At 65.5% G+C, this 20,456-nt stretch carries 19 protein-coding genes; 5 read left to right on the top strand and 14 right to left on the bottom strand.

The annotated features are described in order from the left end of the window. Positions 1-20 precede the first annotated feature (20 nt). The 3 genes from M3U25_RS01140 (at position 21) to M3U25_RS01130 (ending at position 1,424) form a co-directional block, all read left to right on the top strand. The gene (locus M3U25_RS01140; protein ID WP_237473312.1) at positions 21-281 is read left to right on the top strand and encodes a hypothetical protein; all 261 of its coding nucleotides are present in this window, start codon (positions 21-23) and stop codon (positions 279-281) included. A gap of 71 nt (positions 282-352) precedes the next feature. Next, on the top strand, positions 353-775 hold the full coding sequence (locus M3U25_RS01135; RefSeq protein ID WP_355495847.1) for a hypothetical protein: 423 nt from the start codon (positions 353-355) through the stop codon (positions 773-775). 64 nt (positions 776-839) lie between these two features. Next, a complete protein-coding gene (locus M3U25_RS01130; protein ID WP_355495851.1) occupies positions 840-1,424 on the top strand; it encodes a hypothetical protein in 585 nt (194 codons plus the stop codon). Between the two features lie 53 nt (positions 1,425-1,477). Here M3U25_RS01130 and M3U25_RS01125 read toward each other — a convergent pair whose 3' ends face one another. The 14 genes from M3U25_RS01125 to hflK all read right to left on the bottom strand — a co-directional run bounded on the left by M3U25_RS01125 (position 1,478) and on the right by hflK (position 18,518). After that, positions 1,478-1,753 carry a hypothetical protein gene (locus tag M3U25_RS01125; RefSeq protein WP_355495854.1) on the bottom strand — a complete coding sequence of 92 codons (276 nt, stop codon included), beginning with the start codon at positions 1,751-1,753 and terminating at the stop codon, positions 1,478-1,480. Positions 1,754-2,007: 254 nt separating this feature from the next. Next, a complete protein-coding gene (locus M3U25_RS01120) occupies positions 2,008-2,361 on the bottom strand; it encodes a M48 family metallopeptidase (protein ID WP_355495858.1) in 354 nt (117 codons plus the stop codon). Further along, complete coding sequence (locus M3U25_RS01115; RefSeq protein WP_355495861.1) at positions 2,358-5,306, bottom strand: HsdR family type I site-specific deoxyribonuclease; 2,949 nt, start codon at positions 5,304-5,306, stop codon at positions 2,358-2,360. Before M3U25_RS01115 ends, M3U25_RS01120 begins: the two co-directional genes overlap by 4 nt. Beyond that, positions 5,303-6,544 carry a restriction endonuclease subunit S gene (locus tag M3U25_RS01110; protein WP_355495864.1) on the bottom strand — a complete coding sequence of 414 codons (1,242 nt, stop codon included), beginning with the start codon at positions 6,542-6,544 and terminating at the stop codon, positions 5,303-5,305. The genes M3U25_RS01115 and M3U25_RS01110 overlap by 4 nt, the downstream gene beginning before the upstream one ends. Continuing rightward, on the bottom strand, positions 6,541-8,385 hold the full coding sequence (locus M3U25_RS01105; protein WP_355495867.1) for an N-6 DNA methylase: 1,845 nt from the start codon (positions 8,383-8,385) through the stop codon (positions 6,541-6,543). Before M3U25_RS01105 ends, M3U25_RS01110 begins: the two co-directional genes overlap by 4 nt. A gap of 125 nt (positions 8,386-8,510) precedes the next feature. Next, complete coding sequence (locus M3U25_RS01100; RefSeq protein ID WP_355496357.1) at positions 8,511-9,401, bottom strand: restriction endonuclease; 891 nt, start codon at positions 9,399-9,401, stop codon at positions 8,511-8,513. A 220-nt stretch (positions 9,402-9,621) separates the two neighbouring features. After that, complete coding sequence (locus M3U25_RS01095) at positions 9,622-9,930, bottom strand: type II toxin-antitoxin system RelE/ParE family toxin (RefSeq protein WP_355495870.1); 309 nt, start codon at positions 9,928-9,930, stop codon at positions 9,622-9,624. 6 nt (positions 9,931-9,936) lie between these two features. Then, a complete protein-coding gene (locus M3U25_RS01090) occupies positions 9,937-10,200 on the bottom strand; it encodes a YlcI/YnfO family protein (RefSeq protein ID WP_355495874.1) in 264 nt (87 codons plus the stop codon). 109 nt (positions 10,201-10,309) lie between these two features. Further along, entirely contained in the window at positions 10,310-12,538 is a 2,229-nt protein-coding gene (locus M3U25_RS01085; RefSeq protein WP_355495877.1) for a tetratricopeptide repeat-containing diguanylate cyclase, read from the bottom strand. A gap of 299 nt (positions 12,539-12,837) precedes the next feature. Next, positions 12,838-14,073, bottom strand: coding sequence for a hypothetical protein (locus tag M3U25_RS01080; RefSeq protein WP_355495880.1), 1,236 nt, complete (start codon positions 14,071-14,073; stop codon positions 12,838-12,840). Between the two features lie 309 nt (positions 14,074-14,382). Continuing rightward, positions 14,383-15,675, bottom strand: coding sequence for an adenylosuccinate synthase (locus M3U25_RS01075; protein WP_355495883.1), 1,293 nt, complete (start codon positions 15,673-15,675; stop codon positions 14,383-14,385). Between the two features lie 256 nt (positions 15,676-15,931). Then, complete coding sequence (locus M3U25_RS01070) at positions 15,932-16,117, bottom strand: DUF2065 domain-containing protein (RefSeq protein ID WP_242156410.1); 186 nt, start codon at positions 16,115-16,117, stop codon at positions 15,932-15,934. Positions 16,118-16,503: 386 nt separating this feature from the next. After that, positions 16,504-17,370: a protease modulator HflC gene (locus M3U25_RS01065; protein ID WP_160966319.1), complete on the bottom strand. Its 867-nt coding sequence runs from the start codon at positions 17,368-17,370 to the stop codon at positions 16,504-16,506. Further along, positions 17,367-18,518 carry an FtsH protease activity modulator HflK gene (gene hflK / locus M3U25_RS01060; protein ID WP_355495888.1) on the bottom strand — a complete coding sequence of 384 codons (1,152 nt, stop codon included), beginning with the start codon at positions 18,516-18,518 and terminating at the stop codon, positions 17,367-17,369. The genes M3U25_RS01065 and hflK overlap by 4 nt, the downstream gene beginning before the upstream one ends. A gap of 142 nt (positions 18,519-18,660) precedes the next feature. On the opposite strand from hflK, the gene M3U25_RS01055 reads away from it, so the two are divergent. Together M3U25_RS01055 and pilH are read left to right on the top strand one after the other, a co-directional pair. Then, positions 18,661-19,665, top strand: a complete 1,005-nt coding sequence (locus M3U25_RS01055; RefSeq protein WP_355495891.1) for an acryloyl-CoA reductase — start codon at positions 18,661-18,663, stop codon at positions 19,663-19,665. An 82-nt stretch (positions 19,666-19,747) separates the two neighbouring features. After that, positions 19,748-20,125 (top strand): twitching motility response regulator PilH, encoded by a 378-nt coding sequence (gene pilH / locus M3U25_RS01050; RefSeq protein WP_242156407.1) that lies wholly within the window; start codon positions 19,748-19,750, stop codon positions 20,123-20,125. Positions 20,126-20,456: the final 331 nt, after the last annotated feature.

Here is a 20,456-nt window from a genome sequence, read left to right as displayed (position 1 = left end):
CGCCGAGGATGCAACCCACCATGATCACCGACACCGCCCACGCCGTGGACGATACCGCCACCGACAGCGCCCCGACCCCGCCCGCGCGCCGTGCAGCCATCTCCGGCCGCGCCGCCGCGCACAGCGTGTACCGCTCGCCGCTGTCCGCCGATGACGCAGGCGACGACGCGCTGCGCCTGCGCGAACAACGCGCCAAGCGCGCGGCGCAGGTGGCCGCGGTCGGCACCGTCGCCGCCCTGGCGGCCGTGGCCCTGATTGCTTGGCGGCGCGCGCGGCGCTGACTCGCACCTGGCGCATCCGGCATGATGCGCCGAGCAGGAAGCTCGCCACCGCCCACGCAAGGAACGTCCTCATGACGCCGTGGCACCGCATCGCCCAACTCACCGGCCTGGCGCTGGTCGCCAGCGCGTGCAGCATGTCCGCCGCCGCCCGCAAGACGCCCATGGCCTCGGCGGCACTGCGCGTTCCGGCCGACCTGCCCAACCAGCGCCTGTTGGACTGCGCCGAATCCAGCATCGCCACCCTGTCCGAGACCAGCAGCTCCTGGCCCAAGGTCACCCGCGAAGATGCGGCGCGAGGCATCCTGGAATCGGGCGACTTCCCCGAAGCGAACCGCAGCGGCTTTCGCCTGCGCCTGGAGCGTCTACCGGGCGCCAGCCAGGCCAATCTCGCGCTCAAGGGCGCTGGCGCCTATTTCGTCGACCTGGGCGTCGACCAGGCGATGCAGGATCTCAAGACCGCACTGGATCGCTGCGTCGCCACGCAACCACAGTGAGTCCGAATAGGACACGGCAGTTCTGACCCCCACGCCATCACAGCGACCAAGGAAGGACACGACCATGCCCAATTACGCCATCGAAGCCCGCTCGCTCGGCGTCATCGGCATCGCCGGCCACGCCTTCTGGGTGCTGCGCGACGAACACGGCAAGGCCGTGGCGGAACTGCATGGTCTGGCCACCGATCGCCAGACCGGCCAGGCCATCCCCATCGGCACCGACGCCACCCGGCACGCGCTGCGCGCCTGGCATTACCCGCACGATCCTGCCTACGCCCACTCCATCGGCGAGAAGGTCGACAGCACCACCTACATCCGCGACGACCAACCGGCGCGCACGGTGGCCACCGGCGACAAGCGCGAGATCCTGGAGCGCTGGAATACCGCGGTGCGCGCCGTACCGGAACTCAACGCGCAGGACCGCGACTACCCGAACTACGGCTTCAAGCTCTTCGGCGAAACCGTCAACAGCAACTCGATTTACCGCACCTTCGGCGAGCTGATGGACGCGCCCGTGCAGCGCTTCCCCCGACGCCTCGAACCGGGCATCGGCAACCGAATGCTGTCGCCGGAACGCACCGAGGAGCTGCGGTATCACGCACCGGGCGAACAGGAACAGCAGATACGGCCGATGGCGCACGCGCTCTGAACTGACGGTGGCGAGCGAAGCACCAACGCCAGATAGAGATCTGTAAAGACCGGCTATCGCCGTGTCTTCCGCGAGTAAGACGACTGCGGCAGTCCCGGCCACGAGATCTCGCGCAACACCAGTTCCACCTGCTCGGCCAGTAGCTCCATGCACGCCGACAGCTCGCCGGTCCGCGCGATCGCCGCGATCTCGCGTTCCTCGTCCGCACTTCGCGGGCGCGCCAGCCGCGCCAGGAACCGGATGTGCTCGCCCAACCGCACCAGCCGGAACTGACTCTCCTCCGGCAGAAAATAGCCCGTCGCCTCGAAATCCACGTTGTCATCAGACATACTCGCCGCCTCCATCCATGAAGTGCCCCCTCCGGGCGGAGGCTCGAAACCGCAGACAGCCGGCGCTTCCGTTGCGGGTACTGCAGTCATCCCACTGCGGATGCACCACGTCAGATCGACTGCACCTGCAAAGGAGTGGACACAAAGACGCCCTTGGCCGGAGGTATCACCATGCTCCCGCCGAAGCCAACCCACACACCACTAGGACCGAATGAAACCGCTAACAGGAAAAGCAATGCATCGACGCAACTTTCCTAAACAGCAGACACCTTCTTTTGCGCTCGCGGCACGCCGCCGCAGAGCGTGCCCTCACCCACCACATCGAACTGACGCCAATCCGGCACATGCGCGCTCATCAGCGCCTTGAATACCTTTCCATGGGTCGAATAGCGTAGATGCAAGAGCTCGTGGACAATCACGTAGTCTTGGAATCGCGGGTCTCGATCAAGCAGATCGACAGCCAACGTAATGATTCCTGACGATGAGCATGAGCCCCATTTCTTGCGCATCTCCTGGACGCGCACAACGCGCGGATTCACCTTGAGCTTCACCGCCCAGGTCATCGCGCGACGCTTCAGATCCTGCGCGGGATAACCCGAGGGCTTCACTTATTGCCCTCCATCAGCAGGATCCGAACGACGAGGTCCACAACGCGCGCCCGTTCCGTCGCAGCCAAGGCCAGAAACGGCTTGTACATTGCCGCGCGTAGTCGCCGCTGCTCGTCGGCGTTGACCAGTGCATTCGGGAATCGGCCTAGCAGTTCCTCCGCCTCCTTGGCCAACAGCATCGGATCGAGGGCTTGCGCCTTGACGGCCATGTCGTCACGCAGCACCCAGGCCACGGCAAAGGCGCGAGCGGACAAACCGCTGTCACGGGCCGCCTTCATCGCCGCTTCCTTTTCCGTCGCCAGTGCTGCCAACTGATCCATGGCGGCCAAACCGGTCGTGTTGCGCTCCTCCAAGTCCTTCAGAATGCGTTCGGCGCGGTCTTTTAATGGTTGAAGCACGGGCGCAGCGGCAGGATCCGAGTCGATTTCATGCTGCAGGCCGCGCACGAGATTGAACACCTTGCCCTCGTCACTGCCCTTGTCGCCGCGCAAGGATTGCAGCGTGGCTACATCGAAGGTGACGCTCTTGGTGAGCCGTCCCAATCCCTGCTGCTCGGCGCTTTCTTCGATCAGCCGGCGAGTCTTGTAGGCCAGATCGGCGATAAAGCCGACCTTCTCCGCATAGGCATTGCGCACCGCCGCATACAGTTGACTCAACTGCTTGTAGCTGGCGATGTGGTCGCGCAGCTCCGGCGAGGGAGAGAGGATTTCCCACAGCGCCTCGATTTCCTTGTAGTGCTCGAAGAACGTCTTGCGTGCCTCCGGTTCGAGGAAGCGCCCAAACACCAACTTCTCCAAGCGCTCGTCAGGCGCCCCATCGACATTGGCATCCAGGTAGTCCCGCTTGGCCTGGGCGATGCGGCGCAGGAAGTCCTGCAAGAGCACGTCCAGATCCTCGATCACGCCCCCCACGTCGCTGGAATCGAACTTCAGCGCTTTCTTCAGTTCGCGCAACACGCCGACGAAATCCACGACCAGCCCCACGCGCTTCTGCACGCCGTTGGCATCCACATACGGCCGGTTCACACGCGCGATGGACTGCAGCAGCACATGGTCGCGCATCGGCTTGTCGAGGTAGAGGCAATACAGCGGCGGTGCGTCGTAGCCGGTAAGCAGCTTGTCGGTGACAATCAGAATCTTCGGATTCTCGGCGGACTTCTTGAACAGCAGGCGCGCCTGTTCCTCGGCCTCGTCGGAAAGCTGCAACTTCGCAACCAGCGGTCGGTCGATCACATCGGCTGCGTTCTGGGTATAGACAGGCTCGCTCCATTCCGGCGGCAACAGCTTGTCCAACGCCTGTTTGTACTTGGCGCAGGCTTCCCGGTTCACCGCCACTACGAACGCCTTGTAGCCAAGCGGCAGCACGTTTTCCTTGAAGTGCTCTGCAACGAACGCCGCCACCTTCTCGATGCGGTCGTCGGCAGTCAAAAAGGTGCGCAAGCCCACGGCGCGATCGAGCACCTTGTTGAGCTCTTCCACATCCGACACGCCTTCGCTCTCGGCCAGGGCGAAGAATTCCTTGTCCAGCCGCTCGGCGGGCACGGTCATTTCGCTGGGCGCCATCACGTGCTTGATCGGCAGCGTGGTCTCGTCGGCGATGGACTCGGCAATCGAGTACTTGTCCAGATAGCCGGCGTCGTCCTGCGTGCCGAAAATCTTGAACGTCCCTTCGCCCTGTGCGCTGCGCGCGATCGGCGTACCGGTGAACCCGATGATGGTGGACTTGGGCAACGCTGCCATCAGGTAGGTGCCCAGGTCCTTCGCCACCGAGCGGTGCGCCTCGTCGATGAAGACATAGACGTTGTCGCGGGCACAGCTATCCTTCCTGATGTCCTCGAACTTGTGGATCATCGAGATGATGAGACCGCGAAAGTCTGCATCCAGCAGCTGCTGCAACCTCGCCTTGTTGCTGGCGCGCTCCACCGCGATGTCCTGCGCCTGCATCTCGCCCAGCAGCCGCTCCACCCAGCCCTTCAACTGGCCTTCCAGCTCAGTGCGATCCACGATCAGGAGCACGGTGGCATTCTGGAAGCGTGCCTTGTCCTCCAGGATCTGCCGCGCCGCCGTCAGCAGCGTGAAGGTCTTGCCCGAGCCTTGCGTGTGCCAGACCAGGCCGCGCGTCTTGGCCGGGTCTGCGCAGCGCGCCAGGATGGCGTCGATCGCACGGCGTTGGTGCTGGCGCAGCACGGACTTGCGGGTTTCGCCGTCCTGCACGTAGAACAGGATCCAGTGCTGCAACGTGCGCAGGAACTCGCTCGGCTCGAAGAACGCCTGCACCGCGAAGCGGTAGCTCTCCTCCGGCGCCTGTTTCCAGCGCGCCATGTCGCGACGGTTGGCGTTCCACGTCACCCCATACCAGTAGTCGAGCAGGTGCGTCACGTTGAACAACTGCGTGGTCGCCAGCAACTCCGGCGTTTCCAGTTCGTAGCGGCGCAGTTGCTGGATGGCCCGCTCGATGGCACCGCCGTCCTTCGGGTTCTTGTGCTCGACGATGACCACCGGCACACCGTTGACCACGAACATCACATCGGCGCGGTTGCCCTTGGGCCGTGCCGGCGACTTGCTCTTCCATTCCCAAGTCACATGAAAGACGTTGCCCGCCGTATGCTCGAAGTCGATCAGCGTCACCGTGCGGTGGCGCTTTTCGGCATCGTCGTACCAGGCGCGTTCGCCGCGCAGCCATGACAACAGTTCGCGGTTGCCTTCGATGCTGGCGGGTAGCGCGTCGAGCGTTTCGACGATGGAACGCACCGCGTCGGCCGTCAGCCACGGGTTGAAGGCTGCAAGCTTGCTTTCCAGCACGTCGCGGAAGAGGGTGCCGGCATCGCCGCCGCGTTTGGCGCGCGCGTCGTCGGGCGAGATCGTCGTCCAGCCGATGTCTGCCGCGTGGCGCACCATCGGGAACTGCACAGTTCCTGCTTCGCTGATTTTCAGGGGCTTGTTCATGCCGTGGCCTCAGCGAGTTGTGCAGGTGCACCAAGTAGCGCAGACAAGTCGAGATCGGCGACTCGGATTTCCCCCGTCATGAGCTTATGCAGCAGGGACTGGAACAGCTCTTCCAGTACTGCGCGCTTTTCGCGGTGCAGGGCGACCTTGCGATCCAAGGCATCGAGGATGGCGACGATTTCGCTTTGTTCGTCAAGAGTTGGCGGAATCGGAACTGGAAATTCCTTGAGTTTGGTGCTATTGATGCAAGCCAAGTTGGTTGTTTTGTGTGCGACTTTGAGAAAATACGCTTTTCCGTAAGCGCTCTGCGCAAGGTAGGCGAAAAACTCTGGCAGCAGCTGGCCGCGATCAGGACGCACCGCAAACACGTGATTTTGATGGACACAAAAGTCCAGTTCACCGCGCCAGATAAATCCACGCCCCAACTTGTCGAAATCTCCGCCTTCCGTAAGAACAACATCACCAGGGAGCAAGCGATACCTCTGAATTTCAGATTGACGGATGCGGATGGTTTTCATCTCCCGTAGATCGAGGCGGCCATCTTGCACATTGGCTACCCGAAGATATGGCACGTCCACAGCTTCGTCCTCAGGAAGTTTTCGCCCTTTTGCGGCGCCGGTCTGAACAGTTGCGCATTCATTCAACGGAATAACGGTCCACGCTTCTGGGATAGAGCCAAATCCGGTTTCCTTCTGCGCCTCGTCGCGCAAGCCGCGCGTGAACAGGCGGCTCATAGCGGCGCGCTTGAGTTCTTGTAACACCCCCAGTTGCGCAGACTGCTGTACCAGTGCCGATTCGGTTTGACGTAGCACAGCAGCAATCGCCTTCTGCTCATCTTCGTCAAAAGGATAGGAAAGCACCTTTTCCTTGAGGACGGCGAAGTGCCGGTTGTAACCACGCGCAGGCAAGTCAATCGCGCGGCAGGCGTAGAAGAAGAACAACGGGTCAATGCCGGGCTTCGGTCGCAACAGTTGCGTGCCGTCCGCGCCACGCGCGAATGGCTCATCCAAGAACTTGAACGCGCGGGTATGGTCGCCAAACACCACGAGCGGAAGCGGCGTTTCGATAATGGCGCCTTCATCATCAGTCCAGCCCGCAATCCGTTGCTGCCCCTGGTCTATGACAGGAAATCGACCTGACTGCTTGTAGTCCCGCGATTGAATCTTGCTCTTGCCCGCGACGGAAACCGGAACAATGCAATCAGCCACAGATTCGGTATTCCAAGATTCAGATTTCATGCACCCTCCGCCTTTGCCAATGGACGCAAGAGTTGCAGCAGGCGAGATGTGAGACTGGCTTCTTGTTTGTTGAGTTTTTCGAGCGTGAATAGGAGATTCGGAATCGAGCCGATCTGTGCGCCGCCTTCTTGCCCAACCCAGCGACTCGGACTCAGGTTGTAGTCCGCTTCTTCCTCCGCCTGCTGCGCAGTGATGACCGCCATCTCACCCTCGACCGGCTCGCCCTTCAGATACATCGCCGCCAGCGTGCGGATAGCGTCCTCGGGTAGGTAGTTCTTCGGCTTGCCCTTGCGCGAATACCGGCTGGCATTGAGCAGATGGATCTTGCCCTTGCGCGCGGCAGGCTTGCGCTTGTTCAGCACCACGATCACACCCGCCGCGGTGGTGTTGTAGAACAAGTTTTCGGGCAGCAGGATCACCCCATCCACCAGGTCGCGGTCCACGAACCATTTGCGGATGTTGCGCTCCTTGTCCTCGTTCTTGCTGCCGCTGCCGCGTGTGACCGCGCCGGTGTCCAGCACCACGCAGGCGCGGCCGGCCTCGTCCATCGCGGCCAGGGTGTGCTGCAACCAGGCCCAATCGCCCTTGCCGCTGGTGACGCCGCCCGCCGCCTGGAACCGCTCGAACGGATCGTTCTTGAACAGGTCCGGGGTGAAGGGCTGGTTCCACATCGGGTTGGCGATGAGGATGTCGTGGCCGCGAATCCTGCCCGCCGCATCGCGGAACTTGGGATTGATCATGGTGTCGCCGCGCGCCAGCTCCACCTCCATGTCGTGGATGATGGCGTTCATGCGTGCCACAGCGTAGCTTTCGGCCTGCAATTCCTGGCCACTCAGCTTCACCGGCACGCGGCTGGTGGGATCGAGCTCGCGGGCGACGAGCTGCAGCTTGATCAGCAGGCCCGCGGAACCGCAGGCGTAGTCATGGCAGGTTTCGCCGGGGCGCGGGCGCAGGATGTGCGCCATCAGGAAGCCCACCTCGGTGGGCGTGAAGAACTCGCCCGCACTCTGGCCGGAGCCTTCGGCGAACTTGCGCAGCAGGTATTCGTAGGCGCGCCCCAGAAAGTCCGGCTGCACGTCCGCCAGGCCGAGGCGATAGCGCGGATCGGAGAAGGTTTCGACCACGCCACGCAGTTTGGCGGGGTTGATGTCGCGCTCGCCATTGCGCTCGGCCGCGAAGTCCACCACATCCAGCACGCCAGACAGGTCGGGGTTGTGCTTTACAACGGCGCGCACAGCGCGGGTGAGGTGTTCGCCAATGTCACGCGGGGCGGTGCTGCGGCCTTTGTCGTCCACTGGCCAGTCGTAGGCTTCGCGCCCGCTGAGCACGGACCAGCGCGCTTCAGGCGGCAGGTAGAAGCGCAGCAGCGAGTGGTCAGATTCGGCGATTTCCAGCGCGGTGGGGCGATCGCCGTAGTCCTCGGCCAAGCGCGTGATTTCGTCGTCGAACACGTCGGACAGGCGCTTGAGGAACAGCAGTGGCAGCAGGTAGTCCTTGAACTTGGCCGCGTCCTTCTCGCCCCGAATGGAGCAGGCGGCGTCCCACAGCATTTGCTCCATCGGCTTGGTGGTGGGAGCCGCCGCCGCCCGCCGCCCCCGGCGAGGCGTTGCAGCAACAGACGCCTGCCCCTCCCCTGCGGCGGAAACTTCCGACACGCCAGCCTCCAGCGCAAGCGCAGCGATTGCCTCCTGTGCCGCGCGTTGCGGCTTACTGATGCCGCCTTCCCAGCGATTGACGGTGGCAAAAGAGACCCCAAGACGGTCGGCGAGCTGTTCCTGGGTGAGATTGAGTTCTGCGCGGATAGCACGAAGCGTCGCAGTGAAAGAAGTTAAATTTGTCATGTTTGCTATATTTGCAATATAGCGAAATCATGTCAAGGAAATTTTTACCCGTGAGGGCTTAAGCGCTCTGCCATGGGACAGCTACCCCAAAATTCACCCAAACCTTTGATTTACCTGAACTTCACTCACTCGCCCCCAGCAAGAAACCACACCGGCTTGAGCGGCAAACGCGCCCGGGCGATGTCGTCGAGTTGCGCATAGTGCGCCGTCCACAACCCCAGCAGCTTGCGCGCATCGATCAGGCTGATGCGCCGATGCGACTGCCGCGCTTCGTAGTCGGCATCCTTGGTGAAACCGGACAAGGCGACGAACAGGCCCACGTCGCCTTCGCCGAGCACGGCCATGAAGCTGCGCAGGCCCATCACGTCGATGCGCGGAGAGTTGGCGTTGCGCTTGACCTGCACCTTGATGCGCGGCGGCCGGGTGCCGAGCGGGTCGTTGTAGGCGATGATGTCGGTGCCGCCGTCCTTGCCGGGCGGGGCGATCCAGGCGACGTGGTAGCCCATCGCCTTCAGCAGTGAGCCGACCAGTTCCTGGAAGTCGTATGGCGGCATCGCCGCCAGGTACGCCTCGATCTCGGTCCAGGCCATCTCCTCGGCTTCTTCAAGGGTGATGGTGGCCGAGCCTTCGCCGAGTTCTTCCTCACCCTCCTCGTCCTCCACGGGGTCCGGCTGGGCGCTCTTCCATTTCCGGTAGAGCTGGCCGACCGCACGGGTGAATTGTTCGGGGTCGGGATAGGCCTGCAAGGCAGCTTCACCATCGGGCGTCAGGGTCCAGATACCCTTGTCCTTGACCATCCAGCCGGCCTTGACCGGCGCCACAGTGCTGAAGCGCACGATCTTCTCGAAACGGCGGCCGCCGGTCTGGTAGTCCCCTGCCTCGTACTCGGTCATCGTGACCTGCTTCGCCAGCACCTCCAGCGCATCGCTGGCCCGCATCCCCTCCGGCTGCGCCTTGAGGATCTGGAACAGCATGCGGATCAGTTCGCCTTTGCGGCGCTTGGTGATGTTGGCCATCGGCTCTCCATGTCTCCGGTGTGTTAGCGCGGGGAACGGGTCATGATAGCCGCCTTCACGCATTGCGGAATTCCAGCCACGCTTTGCCGCGCACACGCCCTGTCGAAGCAAACGCATCCCCAGGCGGCCTCCCGACTCCGCATCCGCGGGCTCATATCTTTAGTTCCCAGAGTCTTCAATACGTAGCAGGTCGGTAGCGTTGCAGCCCACCTGCTTTGACTCAGTGATAGTCGTCTTCGCGCTGATGCCGAACCGCCAGCACGGTGACGCATTGGCTGTCCTCGATCTCGAACAGCAGCACATAGCCACTGGCGCCAAAGCCGATCACCAACTCGCGCAGAAATGGATCCCCTGGGCCTGCCTTGCGGCAGCTCAACGGCGCAAGTTCAAGCACGGTGATGCCGTCTCGGATGGCCTGCAGCGCGCGCTCGGCCACGGTGAAATCGCCCTCTGCGCGTTGCAGCAGCCAGTCGTAGAGGCGCGAGAGGTCTTCGCGCGCTTCCTCCGTGAAGCGGACGGTGAATCCCACGCTGGCTTAGCCCTTCTGGGCCGTATCCAGCCGGGACTGCAGCCCAGCCAGCACGTCTTTCGCGTCGATGTAGAGGCCCGACTGCCGGGCGCTATCGCGCGATGCCAGGCCGCGCGCGATAAACGCGTCCTGCTGCTGTCGCAGCTGAACTTGGGCGCGCACGGACTGCTCGACGAAGCTGGACAGGGTTTCGCCCTTTTGCAGCACCGCCTCGGCAGCCTCGCGCAGTGCAGGATCGACCCGGAGCGAAGGCAGGGATGCTGATTTCATGCGACACCTCATGCGTTGCAATTGCAACGCATGATGACAGGCGGACGCAATGTCTTCAACCAAGAACCCACTTGTGTGTGGGTGCCACTCGAATCGCTAGGCCAATTCCTCAGGCCACGCCCTGCCCCACCACAAACACCACCCCATCCCCCCCACCCCCGCTCTGCCGCAACCGCCCCTCTGTCTCCATCGCCTCCAGCGACACATCCGCACCGAGGTCAGTCGCCACACCCTCCAGCGTCAACCCCACCCAACGATCGCGGCCGGCATGCTTGGCGCGGTACAGCGCGGCGTCGGCGATGCGCAGGCTCAGCGGCCAGTCGCCGCCGGGGTGGGCGGGGAACAGGCTCACGCCCATCGATACAGTGAGGGCGATGCGGCCGCTCGGGCGCACCAGCGGTTCGGCCTGCAGGCGTTCGCGCAGGCGGCGAAACAGGCGTGGGGCGTCGGCCAGGGTGCCGCCGGGGCAAATCCACAGGAACTCTTCGCCGCCCCAGCGGGCGATGATGTCGGTGCTACGTGCACACTCGCGCAGCAGGTCGCCCAGGTGCATCAGGGCGTGGTCGCCGCCTTCGTGGCCGTGCAGGTCGTTGACACGCTTGAAATGGTCGACATCCAGCAGCGCGATCAGTAGCGGTTCCTGCGTGCGCTCCGGCGTCGCGGCGGCCTCACGTGCCTGCAACCAGGCGGTGATGTAGCGGCGGTTGCGCAGGCCGGTGAGGGCGTCCTCTTCGCTCTGGCGGCGGATGGTGGCGGTAAGCTGTTCCAGTTCGCGGTGCTGGGTCTGGATCTCGTCGTTCTTGCGCGCCAGTTCGGCGTTGATGCGCCGGCGCACGCGGCCTTCGCGCACCTTGAGCAGGAAGAAGCCGGCCAGCGCCAGCAGTGCGGCGAGCAGACCGTACAGCACGCTGCGCTGGCGCTGTTCGCGCGCCTGCAGTTGCGCGTAGGCGGCCTGTTCGGCGGCGCGGGTGCGGCCGAGCGCGGCCAGTTCGCTCTTCTTGCGCGCCAGGTCCACCGCCGATTCAAGCTCGGCGATGCGGGTCTTGGATTCGACATTCACCGCTTCGTCGTTGACTGCCTTGTATTCGCGCATCAGCGCCAGCGCCTCGTGGTCGCGGCCGAGCGCGTCGAGGTTGTCGATCATGCGCGGGTACAGTTCCAGCCGCCGCGGCACGTTGTCCGAGTGCGCGAACAACTGCCGCGAGCGCTCGAACGCGGTGGCTGCGGCCTCGCGCTGGCCGAGGTCCGCCAGGGTGACGCCAAGATTGGAATAGACGATGGCGGCTTCGCCGTTGTCGCCATGATCGCCGCCATGCGCAACGTTCTCCAGCGCCGCGGCGGCTTCGCGCAACAGCGGCAAAGCCTCCTGCGGGCGATGCTGGCGACGCAGCACGTTGGCGAGGTTGTTCAGCGGCCCGACCACCGACGCCTTGTCGTCGGCGCGCGCCGACGCCAGCGCCTGCCGGTAGATGGCCTCGGCACGCGGCAGCTCGTTGGCGCCTTCGTAGGCCGAGCCGAGGTTGTTGAGCACATCGGCGCGCGCCAGTCCCTTGCGCGGCTTGGCATCGTAGGCGGCCAGCGCACGTTGTCCGTACTCGATCGCCTTTTCCCACTCGTGGGCATAGACGAACACGCCGGTGGCGTTGTGCAGCATGGCGGCGTCGTCCGGTTTGCCCAGCGCCTTGCCCACGCGCTCCACTTCGAGCACGGCGGCGATGGCATCGGGCATGCGGCCCTGCTGCGAGGACACGATGAAGATGATCTGATTGGCGTTGTACTCCACCAGGTCGGGATGGGTGCGCACCTTCGACAAGGCGATGCGGGCGACGCGCAGGGCGTCGTCCTGCGCGCCCATCAGGTAGTAGGAAGCAGCGAGCATTCGCCACAGTTCAGCGATCTTTGGTTCGTCCGGCAGTTCTTTTTCCAGGCGCCGCATCTCGCCCTCAAGCTGGGCGATGCGAGCAGCATCGCGGGGCCGCCAGATGTCGCCATTGAGCTTTTTGAGCAAACGCAGCCGCTGCTGCGGCGACAACGGCTGGGCGAGCAACGCCGAGCCGATGGACACCACGGTGTCCGGCTGACCCGCCGCGGACGCCGCGTCCACCAGTTCCAGGCCAAGGGGAACCAAGCCCTGCTTGTCGGCCGCGGCCTCCCACGCCGGCAAGCCCATGCGCAGCGCGGCCGTCGGATCGTCGGCACGCACGGCCGCCACGCAGGCCGGCAACGCCTGCGCCGGCACGCACGCGGGCGCCGACGTCGTCTGTGCCGCCGCGCACGGCGCGAGCACACCCCACCACAGCAGCGCCCCGAGCGACTGCCAGACCAAGCGACTGCGCACTGCCTTCTCCCCCAAGATGCCGCGGCGCACGCCGGAGTCCTGGGCGCGGCAATTGCCGGCGCAATCTGGTTCTCCGCGTGCCGCTGCCGATGTGCAGCGACGCCGACCCGTGCACTGCTATCGGCCGCGAAGGCGATTTCTTGAGTCCTATCCCACGGAGGAAGGAACTTGGCGCACGCTACGCCTCCATGCATTTGCGCCAGGGCGGACCGCAACCAGCCCCTTTCCCATCGGGAGAGGGGTTGTGGTGAGGGTCGCAGCACGCTGTGCACCGCGCATCCCGGATCCCGACGCCCCCATCACAGCGGCGTCAGGTGCCGGAGCTGCGCATCATCGGGAAACGCCCGCACGCGGTAGCGCGGCGGATACAGCGGCGGCTGCGGCTGCATCAGGTCGCCGAATGCAGTAATCGCCTCGTCCCAGGCCACCACGACGACCTCGTCCCCCTCGGCGTCGTCGCGCGGGACGATCAAGGCAATCCTGTCGACCCTGGGCAGCAACGTGTCGACGCCCTTGGTCCAGGTGCAGAGCGAAAACTGCCGCACACCCTCGTCGCGCTCCTGGTAGACGCTGAACGATGCGACGAAGATGTCCTGCTCAGTGGCGTCGTGGAGCTTGTCCAGCGCCGCCTTCTGATCGGCATAGGCAGGCGCGTCCAGCAGCCGGCGCAGGTCCGCCTGGCGCTGGCGCTGCTCGGGCGACGCCAGCGCGAACGGCACGATGCGGCGCGCCTCGTCGTAGGTGAACACCAGCGCCGACACGCTGCGCCCTTGCGCGGCCACTTCCAGGCTCAGTTCCAGCATCGCGCCGATGGCGGCCGCATCGCGATCGCCCACCACCAGCAGGCAGTCGCGCGCCGGCAGCATGAACAGCGGATTGCCCGCCACCGGAACGCGGTACAGCACATCGGGCAGCAAGGCACGACTGGTGTCGTAGGCGTCCTGCCATGCGCCGCGGAACACGCCGGGTGCGACTTCGACAAAATGGTCGGCGGTTGCCTCGCGCAGATTGTCGCGGGCGATGGCCAGGCCTTCGTCCAGGGTGATCCCCCATGCCGCGCGCGGCCCCTGGAACAGCGTGGAAATCGTGTCCGGCAGATCCAGCGCCAGCAGTTCGACGCAATCCTCGGCAATGTCGCGCCATGCATACGGGAATGGCGCATCAAGACCCTTCTCAAGCACGTGCTCCAGCCGCAGCTCCTCGAACATGCCGCGATTGCGGATCACCGGCATCAGCGTCGCGCGCACCTCTTCGAATGTCTTTTCCCGTCCACTCTCTTCCTGTGCGTTGAGCGATGACGTCACGTAGGCGCGCAATGCCTCGGCGCGGCCCTTGCGCGGCGCGGTCTTGTAGGCCTGATAGGCGTTGTGCAGATAGATGGTGTAGCCGTTGCCGCCGACCAGCCGGAACGCGTCGGGCTGATAGACCAACTCCTCGCGATAGCCGCGCGCGCGCAGGGCGTCGGTGTACATCGTGGCGAAGGCATCGGGGCTGGGCGTGCGGTTGAACAGCGTATCGAACAGTGCAGCGAACATCGGCGGTCGTCCTTGTCGAGTGGCGGCATGTGGGTGCCGCGCGGAATGCTAGCGCAGCTTCGCTGTAGCCGCAGATCGACGCGGACTGTTGCTCGTGCAAAGGCAACCCAGCAATTGCGAGCGCGCGGAGCCGCAAGACGACACGCGCGCTACTTGCAGCCATCCGCACACCCGCACGCATTCCCGGCGCGCCACATCATGCATCTCGGTGTGCGCGTTCAAGTAAAAAGCCCCGCTGTCGCGGGGCTCTTTGGAGACTCGGCGCCTCCTTCTCCCGCGTACGGGAGAAGGATCCGCGTGCCACCTGCGTCAGGCAAACGGATCCTGCAGCACCATGGTGTGCTCGCGGTCCGGGCCGGTGGAGACGATCGAGATCGGGCAGCCGGCCAGTTCCTCCAGCGCGCGCAGGTAGGCGCGGGCGGCGGGCGGCAGTTCGTCCCACACGGTGATGCCGTGGGTGTTCTCGCTCCAGCCCGGGAATTCCAGGTACACGGGGGTGCACTCTTCCCAGCCCTGCGCGTCCAGCGGCGCGTATTCGGTGCGCTTGCCGCGGTACTCATAGGCGATGCACACCCTCAGCTTCTCCATGCCGTCGAGCACGTCGAGCTTGGTGATGCACAGGCCGGAGATGCCGTTGATGGCCACCGCGCGCTTGAGCGCGACGATGTCCATCCAGCCGCAGCGGCGCGGACGGCCGGTGGAGGCGCCGTACTCGGCGCCGCGGTCGCGGATGCCCTGGCCGATCTCGTCGTCCAGTTCGGTCGGGAACGGGCCGCCGCCGACGCGGGTGGCATAGGCCTTGGCGATGCCCAGCACGTAGTCGATGTCCTGCGCGCCCACGCCGGTGCCGGCCAGCGCGCCGCCGACGGTGGTGTTGGAGCTGGTGACGTAGGGATAGGTGCCGTGGTCGATGTCCAGCAGCGCGCCCTGCGCGCCTTCGAACAGCACGCGCTTGCCCTGCTTGCGCAGGTCGTGAAGGATGCCGGCGACGTCGGACTTCATCGGCTGCACGTACTCGCCGAAGGCCAGCGCTTCGTCGAAGGTCTTCTGGAAGTCGACCGCTTCCACGCCCAGGTACTTGGTCAGCACGAAGTTGTGGTAGTCCAGCGCGGTGCGCAGCAGCTCTTCCAGCTGCGGCGGGTAATGCAGGTCGGCGACGCGGATGCCGCGGCGCGCCACCTTGTCTTCGTAGGCCGGGCCGATGCCGCGGCCGGTGGTGCCGATGGCCTTGCCGCCGGCGGCCTTCTCGCGGGCCTGATCCAGGGCGATGTGGTACGGCATGATCAGCGGCGCGGCCGGCGAGATCTTCAGGCGCGAACGCACTTCCACGCCGGAGGTCTCCAGCTCCTCGATCTCCTTGCGCAGCGCGGCCGGGGAGATCACCACGCCGTTGCCGATCAGGCACAGCGCGTCGGCGCGCAGGATGCCGGACGGGATCAGGTGCAGGACGGTCTTCTTGCCGTTGATGACGAGGGTGTGGCCGGCATTGTGGCCGCCCTGGAAGCGGACGACGGCGCCGATTTCCTCGGTGAGCAGATCGACGATCTTGCCTTTGCCTTCATCGCCCCACTGGGCGCCGAGCACGACAACTGACTGACCCATGGCTGGGTAACTCCTGGTTTGCTGCGCGACCGTCGGGGCCACGCGGATGTGGTGGCCGTGCGGGGACGACCGGCACCGGTGCGGCCGCTCCATCGGGGAGCGTCCAGGCGGCGGCGGACCCATACACGGAAAAAGCCGGTCGAGACGCTCGCGTGGAGCGGGCCCGGCCGGCTTTTGTGCATTATCCGGGTTTTGGGTGGCAGTCACCACCCCCTGACCGGCCGCGTTCAGGCCCGGCGACCGCCACCCGCCTGGCTCAGCCGCGCACCCACCACAGCGCCAGCAGGCCCACGCCGACGGCAATGGCGCCGGCCCCACGCAACTGCCGCGGCGGCATGCTCAACATCTGCTGGACCATCCGCCGCCATGCCTCCGGCGCGGCGAACAGCAGCAGGCCTTCGAGGATCACCATCAGGCAGACCGCGGCGATGAGATCGTGCATGGCGGTCGCCAGAGATGAGTGGCCGTCAAGACGGATGCAGGAGTATCAGAGCAAGAGCAACAGCTTCCGCTGAAGCGGGTCACTTTTCTTTGCTTGTGCAAAGAAAAGTAACCAAAAGAAAGCACACCCCGACTCCGCGCCCTTCGCGCTGCGCGCTACGGGTCCGCGAACAGGACGGGATTCGCGGAAGGGGCATCCTGCCCCTGCCGCGAACGGCGCACATCCATGTGCGCCGCCCTTCGGGTTTTTCCCGCCCTGTTCGCCGCTACGTAGGGGGCCCGGCACATCAAAAGCGAAGCAAAAGCAACAATCGCAAGAGCAAAGAAGAGGCTGAGCAGGGAACCCGTCCTTACGAATCCCCAATCCCCACTCCCCAATCCCACCCCTCAGCGATCGCTCTTGAGGTACTGCAGGAACGGATCGTTCTTGTCGAGCACGATCACGCCGTTGCCGTCGGCCATGGCGCCGCGGTAGGCCTCCAGGCTGCGGTAGAAGGCGTAGAACGACGGGTCGGCGGAGCCAGCCTTGCCGTAGACGCTGGCGGCCTCGGCATCGCCTTCGCCGCGCAGCTTCTGCGCGTCGCGCTCGGCCTCGGCGACCAGCACCGTGCTCTCGCGGTCGGCCTGGGCACGGATGGTCAGCGCCTGCTCCTCGCCCTCGGCGCGCAGCTTGGCCGCTTCCTGCTTGCGCTGCGCGCGCATGCGCTCGTACACGTCGGTGATCACCTGGCTGTCGGTCGGCAGGTCGATCTGCTTGATGCGCAGGTCGACGATCTGCATGCCCAGGGTCTTGCTGGCCGCGTTGATGGCCACCAACTGCTTGGCGATCAGTTCGCTGCGGTCGCCGGACACCAGCTGCTGCAGGGTGCGCGAGTTGATCTGGTTGCGCAGCGAGTCGGTGATGATCGGCGCCAGCAGGCTGTTGGCCACCTTCTCGTCGCCGCCCTGGGTGGCGCGGTAGAAGGCGCGCACGTCGGAGATGTAGCCGATGGCGAAGAAGCTGACGCTGACGTCCTTCTGCTCGGCGGTGAAGTAGCGCGCGGGGGTGGTGTCGATCACCTGGAAGCGGCGGTCGAACATGCGCACCGACTCGACCAGCGGCACCTTGAAGTGCAGGCCCGGCTTGAGGTCGGCACGCACCACGCGGCCCAGGTTCAGCACCATCGCCGCCTTGTCCTCGGGCACCACGAACACCGAGCTGAGCAGCGCGAACAGCGCGACGACGGCAATGCCGGCCCACAATGACAGTTTCATCGCTGGATCTCCTCACGGCCGGTCGGGCGCGGCGTGCGCTCCGGGTTGCGGACACTTTCGGCCGAACTGCTGTTCAAGGACGGCATCAGCACCTCCTGCGGCACCGTCGGCAGCGATCCGCCAGTGGTCGGCGAGGTCGGCGGGGTGGACGTGGCGGGCGCCTTGCCCTCGGCCGGCATCGGCACGTAGATCAGCTGGCGGCCGTCGCCGCCGATGACCTTGCGGTTCTCCGCCAGCACCTGCTGGATCGTCTCCAGCCACAGCCGCTTGCGGGTGACCTCCGGCGCGTTCTGGTACTGCTGCTGGAGCAGGGTGAAGCGCTCGGCGTCGCCCTGCGCGCGGGCGATCGCCGCTTCCTTGTAGCCTTCGGCGACGGTACGGGTGCGTGCCGCCTGGCCGCGCGCCTCCGGCACCACCTTGGCGGCATAGGCCTGGGCCTCGTTGATCAGCCGCTCCTTGACCTGCTGGGCGCCGTTGACCTCGTCGAAGGCCGACTTCACTTCCTCCGGCGGACGCGCGTCGGGCAGGGTCAGGCCGGTCACGATCAGGCCGGTGTGATAGGCCTTCAGCGCGGCCTGCAGGCGCTCGCGCGCGGCCACCGCCATCGGGCCGCGGTTGTTGAGCACCGTGTTGAGATCGGAACGGCCGATCTGTTCGCGCACCGCGCTCTGCGCGGCCTGCTCCAGCACCAGGTCGGCGTTACGCGCACCGAACACGTAGGTGCGCGGGTCCTCGACCCGGTACTGCACGTTGAGCGAGACGTTGACGATGTTCTCGTCGCCGGTCAGCACCGGCAACTGGCTATCGAAGGTCTTGATGCGGGTGGCATCGACCTTGCGCACGGTCTCGATCGGCCACGGCAGCTTGAAGTTCGGGCCGGGTTGCAGGATCCGCGAGAACTGGCCGAAGCGCAGGACCACGCCGCGCTGCTGCTCGCCGATCAACTGGAAGCTGCTGAACAGCAGCAGCAGCACCACCGCGCCGAGGATCCAGCGGCCGATGCCGCCGCCATCGCCGAACAGGTCCTTCAACGGACCGGGCAAGCCGCCCCACTTTCCTCCCCCATTGCCGCCACGCGGCGGCCAGGGACCGCGCCCGTGATTGTCCGGGCCGTCTCCGCCCTTGCCGCCAGGTGTATTCCAGGCCATGCATGCTCCAAGAAGGAAGGTGGCGACGCGTCGGTCACGCGCCGGTCACCGGATAATGAGTCGCCGATTCTACAAGATGGGGCAGGCCCGCCGTTTCGAAAGGGTATCTTGGTGCATTCCTGCGTGCCGACCAAGGTGTTCCATGTCCGTTCCCGCCCAGTTCTCCGCCTTCCGCATCCACCAGGACGCCGCCGGCTACCACGCCGGCATCGCCCCGCTGTCGCTGGACCAGCTCAACGACGGCGAAGTGGTGATCCGCGCGGCCTGGTCTTCTGTGAACTTCAAGGACGCGCTGGCCGGCACCGGCCAGGGCAAGATCCTGCGCCGCTTCCCGCTGGTCGGCGGCATCGACGTGGCCGGGCACGTGGTCGCCTCCAGCGACCCGGCGTTCAAGGAAGGCGATGCGGTGCTGGTCACCGGCTGCGGCCTCAGCGAGACCCGCGACGGCGGCTACAGCGAGTACGTGCGCCTGGAGTCGAAGTGGGTGGTGCCGCTGCCGGTCGGGCTGAGCCTGCGCGAGAGCATGGTGCTGGGCACCGCCGGCTTCACCGCGGCGCTGGCGCTGCTGCGCCTGCTCGACAACCGCCAGACGCCGGCGCATGGCCCGCTGTGCGTGACCGGCGCCACCGGCGGGGTCGGCTCGCTGGCGATCGACATCTTCAGCCGCGCCGGCTTCGAGGTGCATGCGGTCAGCGGCAAGGCCGACCGCGCCGCGCAGCTCAGGGCCTGGGGCGCCACCCAGGTGCTGGGCCGCGAGGCCCTGCAGACCACGCGGCCGCTGGACTCGGTGCGCTTCGGCGGCGGCCTGGACAACGTGGGCGGGGCGATGCTGACCAGCCTGCTGGCGCAGACGGCGCCGTACGGCAACGTCGCCAGCGCCGGCCTGGCCGCGACCGCGGAGCTGGACATGACGGTGATGCCCTTCATCCTGCGCGGGGTGTCGCTGCTGGGCATCGGCTCGGCCGGCACCGCCCGCGACCTGCGCGACCGCATCTGGCAGCACCTGGGCAGCGACTGGAAGCCGCGCCACCTGGACACGATCTGCACCCGCGAGGTGGATCTGGCCGGGCTGCCGGAGGTGTTCGCCACGATGCTGGCCGGGCAGTCGTTCGGGCGCACCGTGGTGCGGCTGGATCCGAGCGCGTAGCCACGCCGACGCTTTGTGACACGCAGCGCTTTCCGCCCTCGCGCCGCTGCCACTACACTCGAAGCTTCCTAGGGGGAACCACATGGCACGCATTCTGATCGTCGACGATTCGCCGTCGCAGTTGCTGGGCATCCAGCGCATCGTGGAAAAACTGGGGCACGAAACGATCACCGCCACCGACGGCGCCGCCGGCGTGGAAGCGGCCAAGGCAGCCTTGCCGGACCTAGTGCTGATGGACGTGGTGATGCCCAACCTCAACGGCTTCCAGGCCACCCGCACCCTGCGCCGCGAACCGACCACGCAGAACATCCCGGTGATCCTGGTCACCACCAAGGACCAGGACACCGACCGCATGTGGGGCATGCGCCAGGGCGCCCGCGCCTACATCACCAAGCCGTTCTCCGAGGACGAGCTGTACGAGGTGATCGAGCGGGTGTTCAGCGGTGAGGATGTGCCGTAGAAGCCGGGATTGGGGATTGGGGATTGGGGATTGGGGATTGGGGATTCGTAAGGGCGGGTTTACGGGCGGCGTTTGAGCGCGCGGCGTAAGGCCGCATTGCAATCGGTGCCCCTTGTAGGAGCGGCTTCAGCCGCGACAGGGGTTACCGGTAACGCCCGTCGCGGCTGAAGCCGCTCCTACGACAAGCCGGGCAATGGATGGAACCAAAAGAAGAGCAGGTGGCGTCTCTTGTGGGAGGGGCTTCAGCCCCGACGCTTCAAAGGTCGAGGCGTCGGGGCTGAAGCCCCTCCCACAGAAAAGCAGCACAGCTGCAGACTTGCGAAGCGCGTAC

The organism is Xanthomonas sp. PPL134, from assembly GCF_040595915.1.
GTDB classification, from domain to species: domain Bacteria; phylum Pseudomonadota; class Gammaproteobacteria; order Xanthomonadales; family Xanthomonadaceae; genus Xanthomonas_A; species Xanthomonas_A indica.
This window is presented reverse-complemented; position numbering and strand designations above follow the sequence as displayed.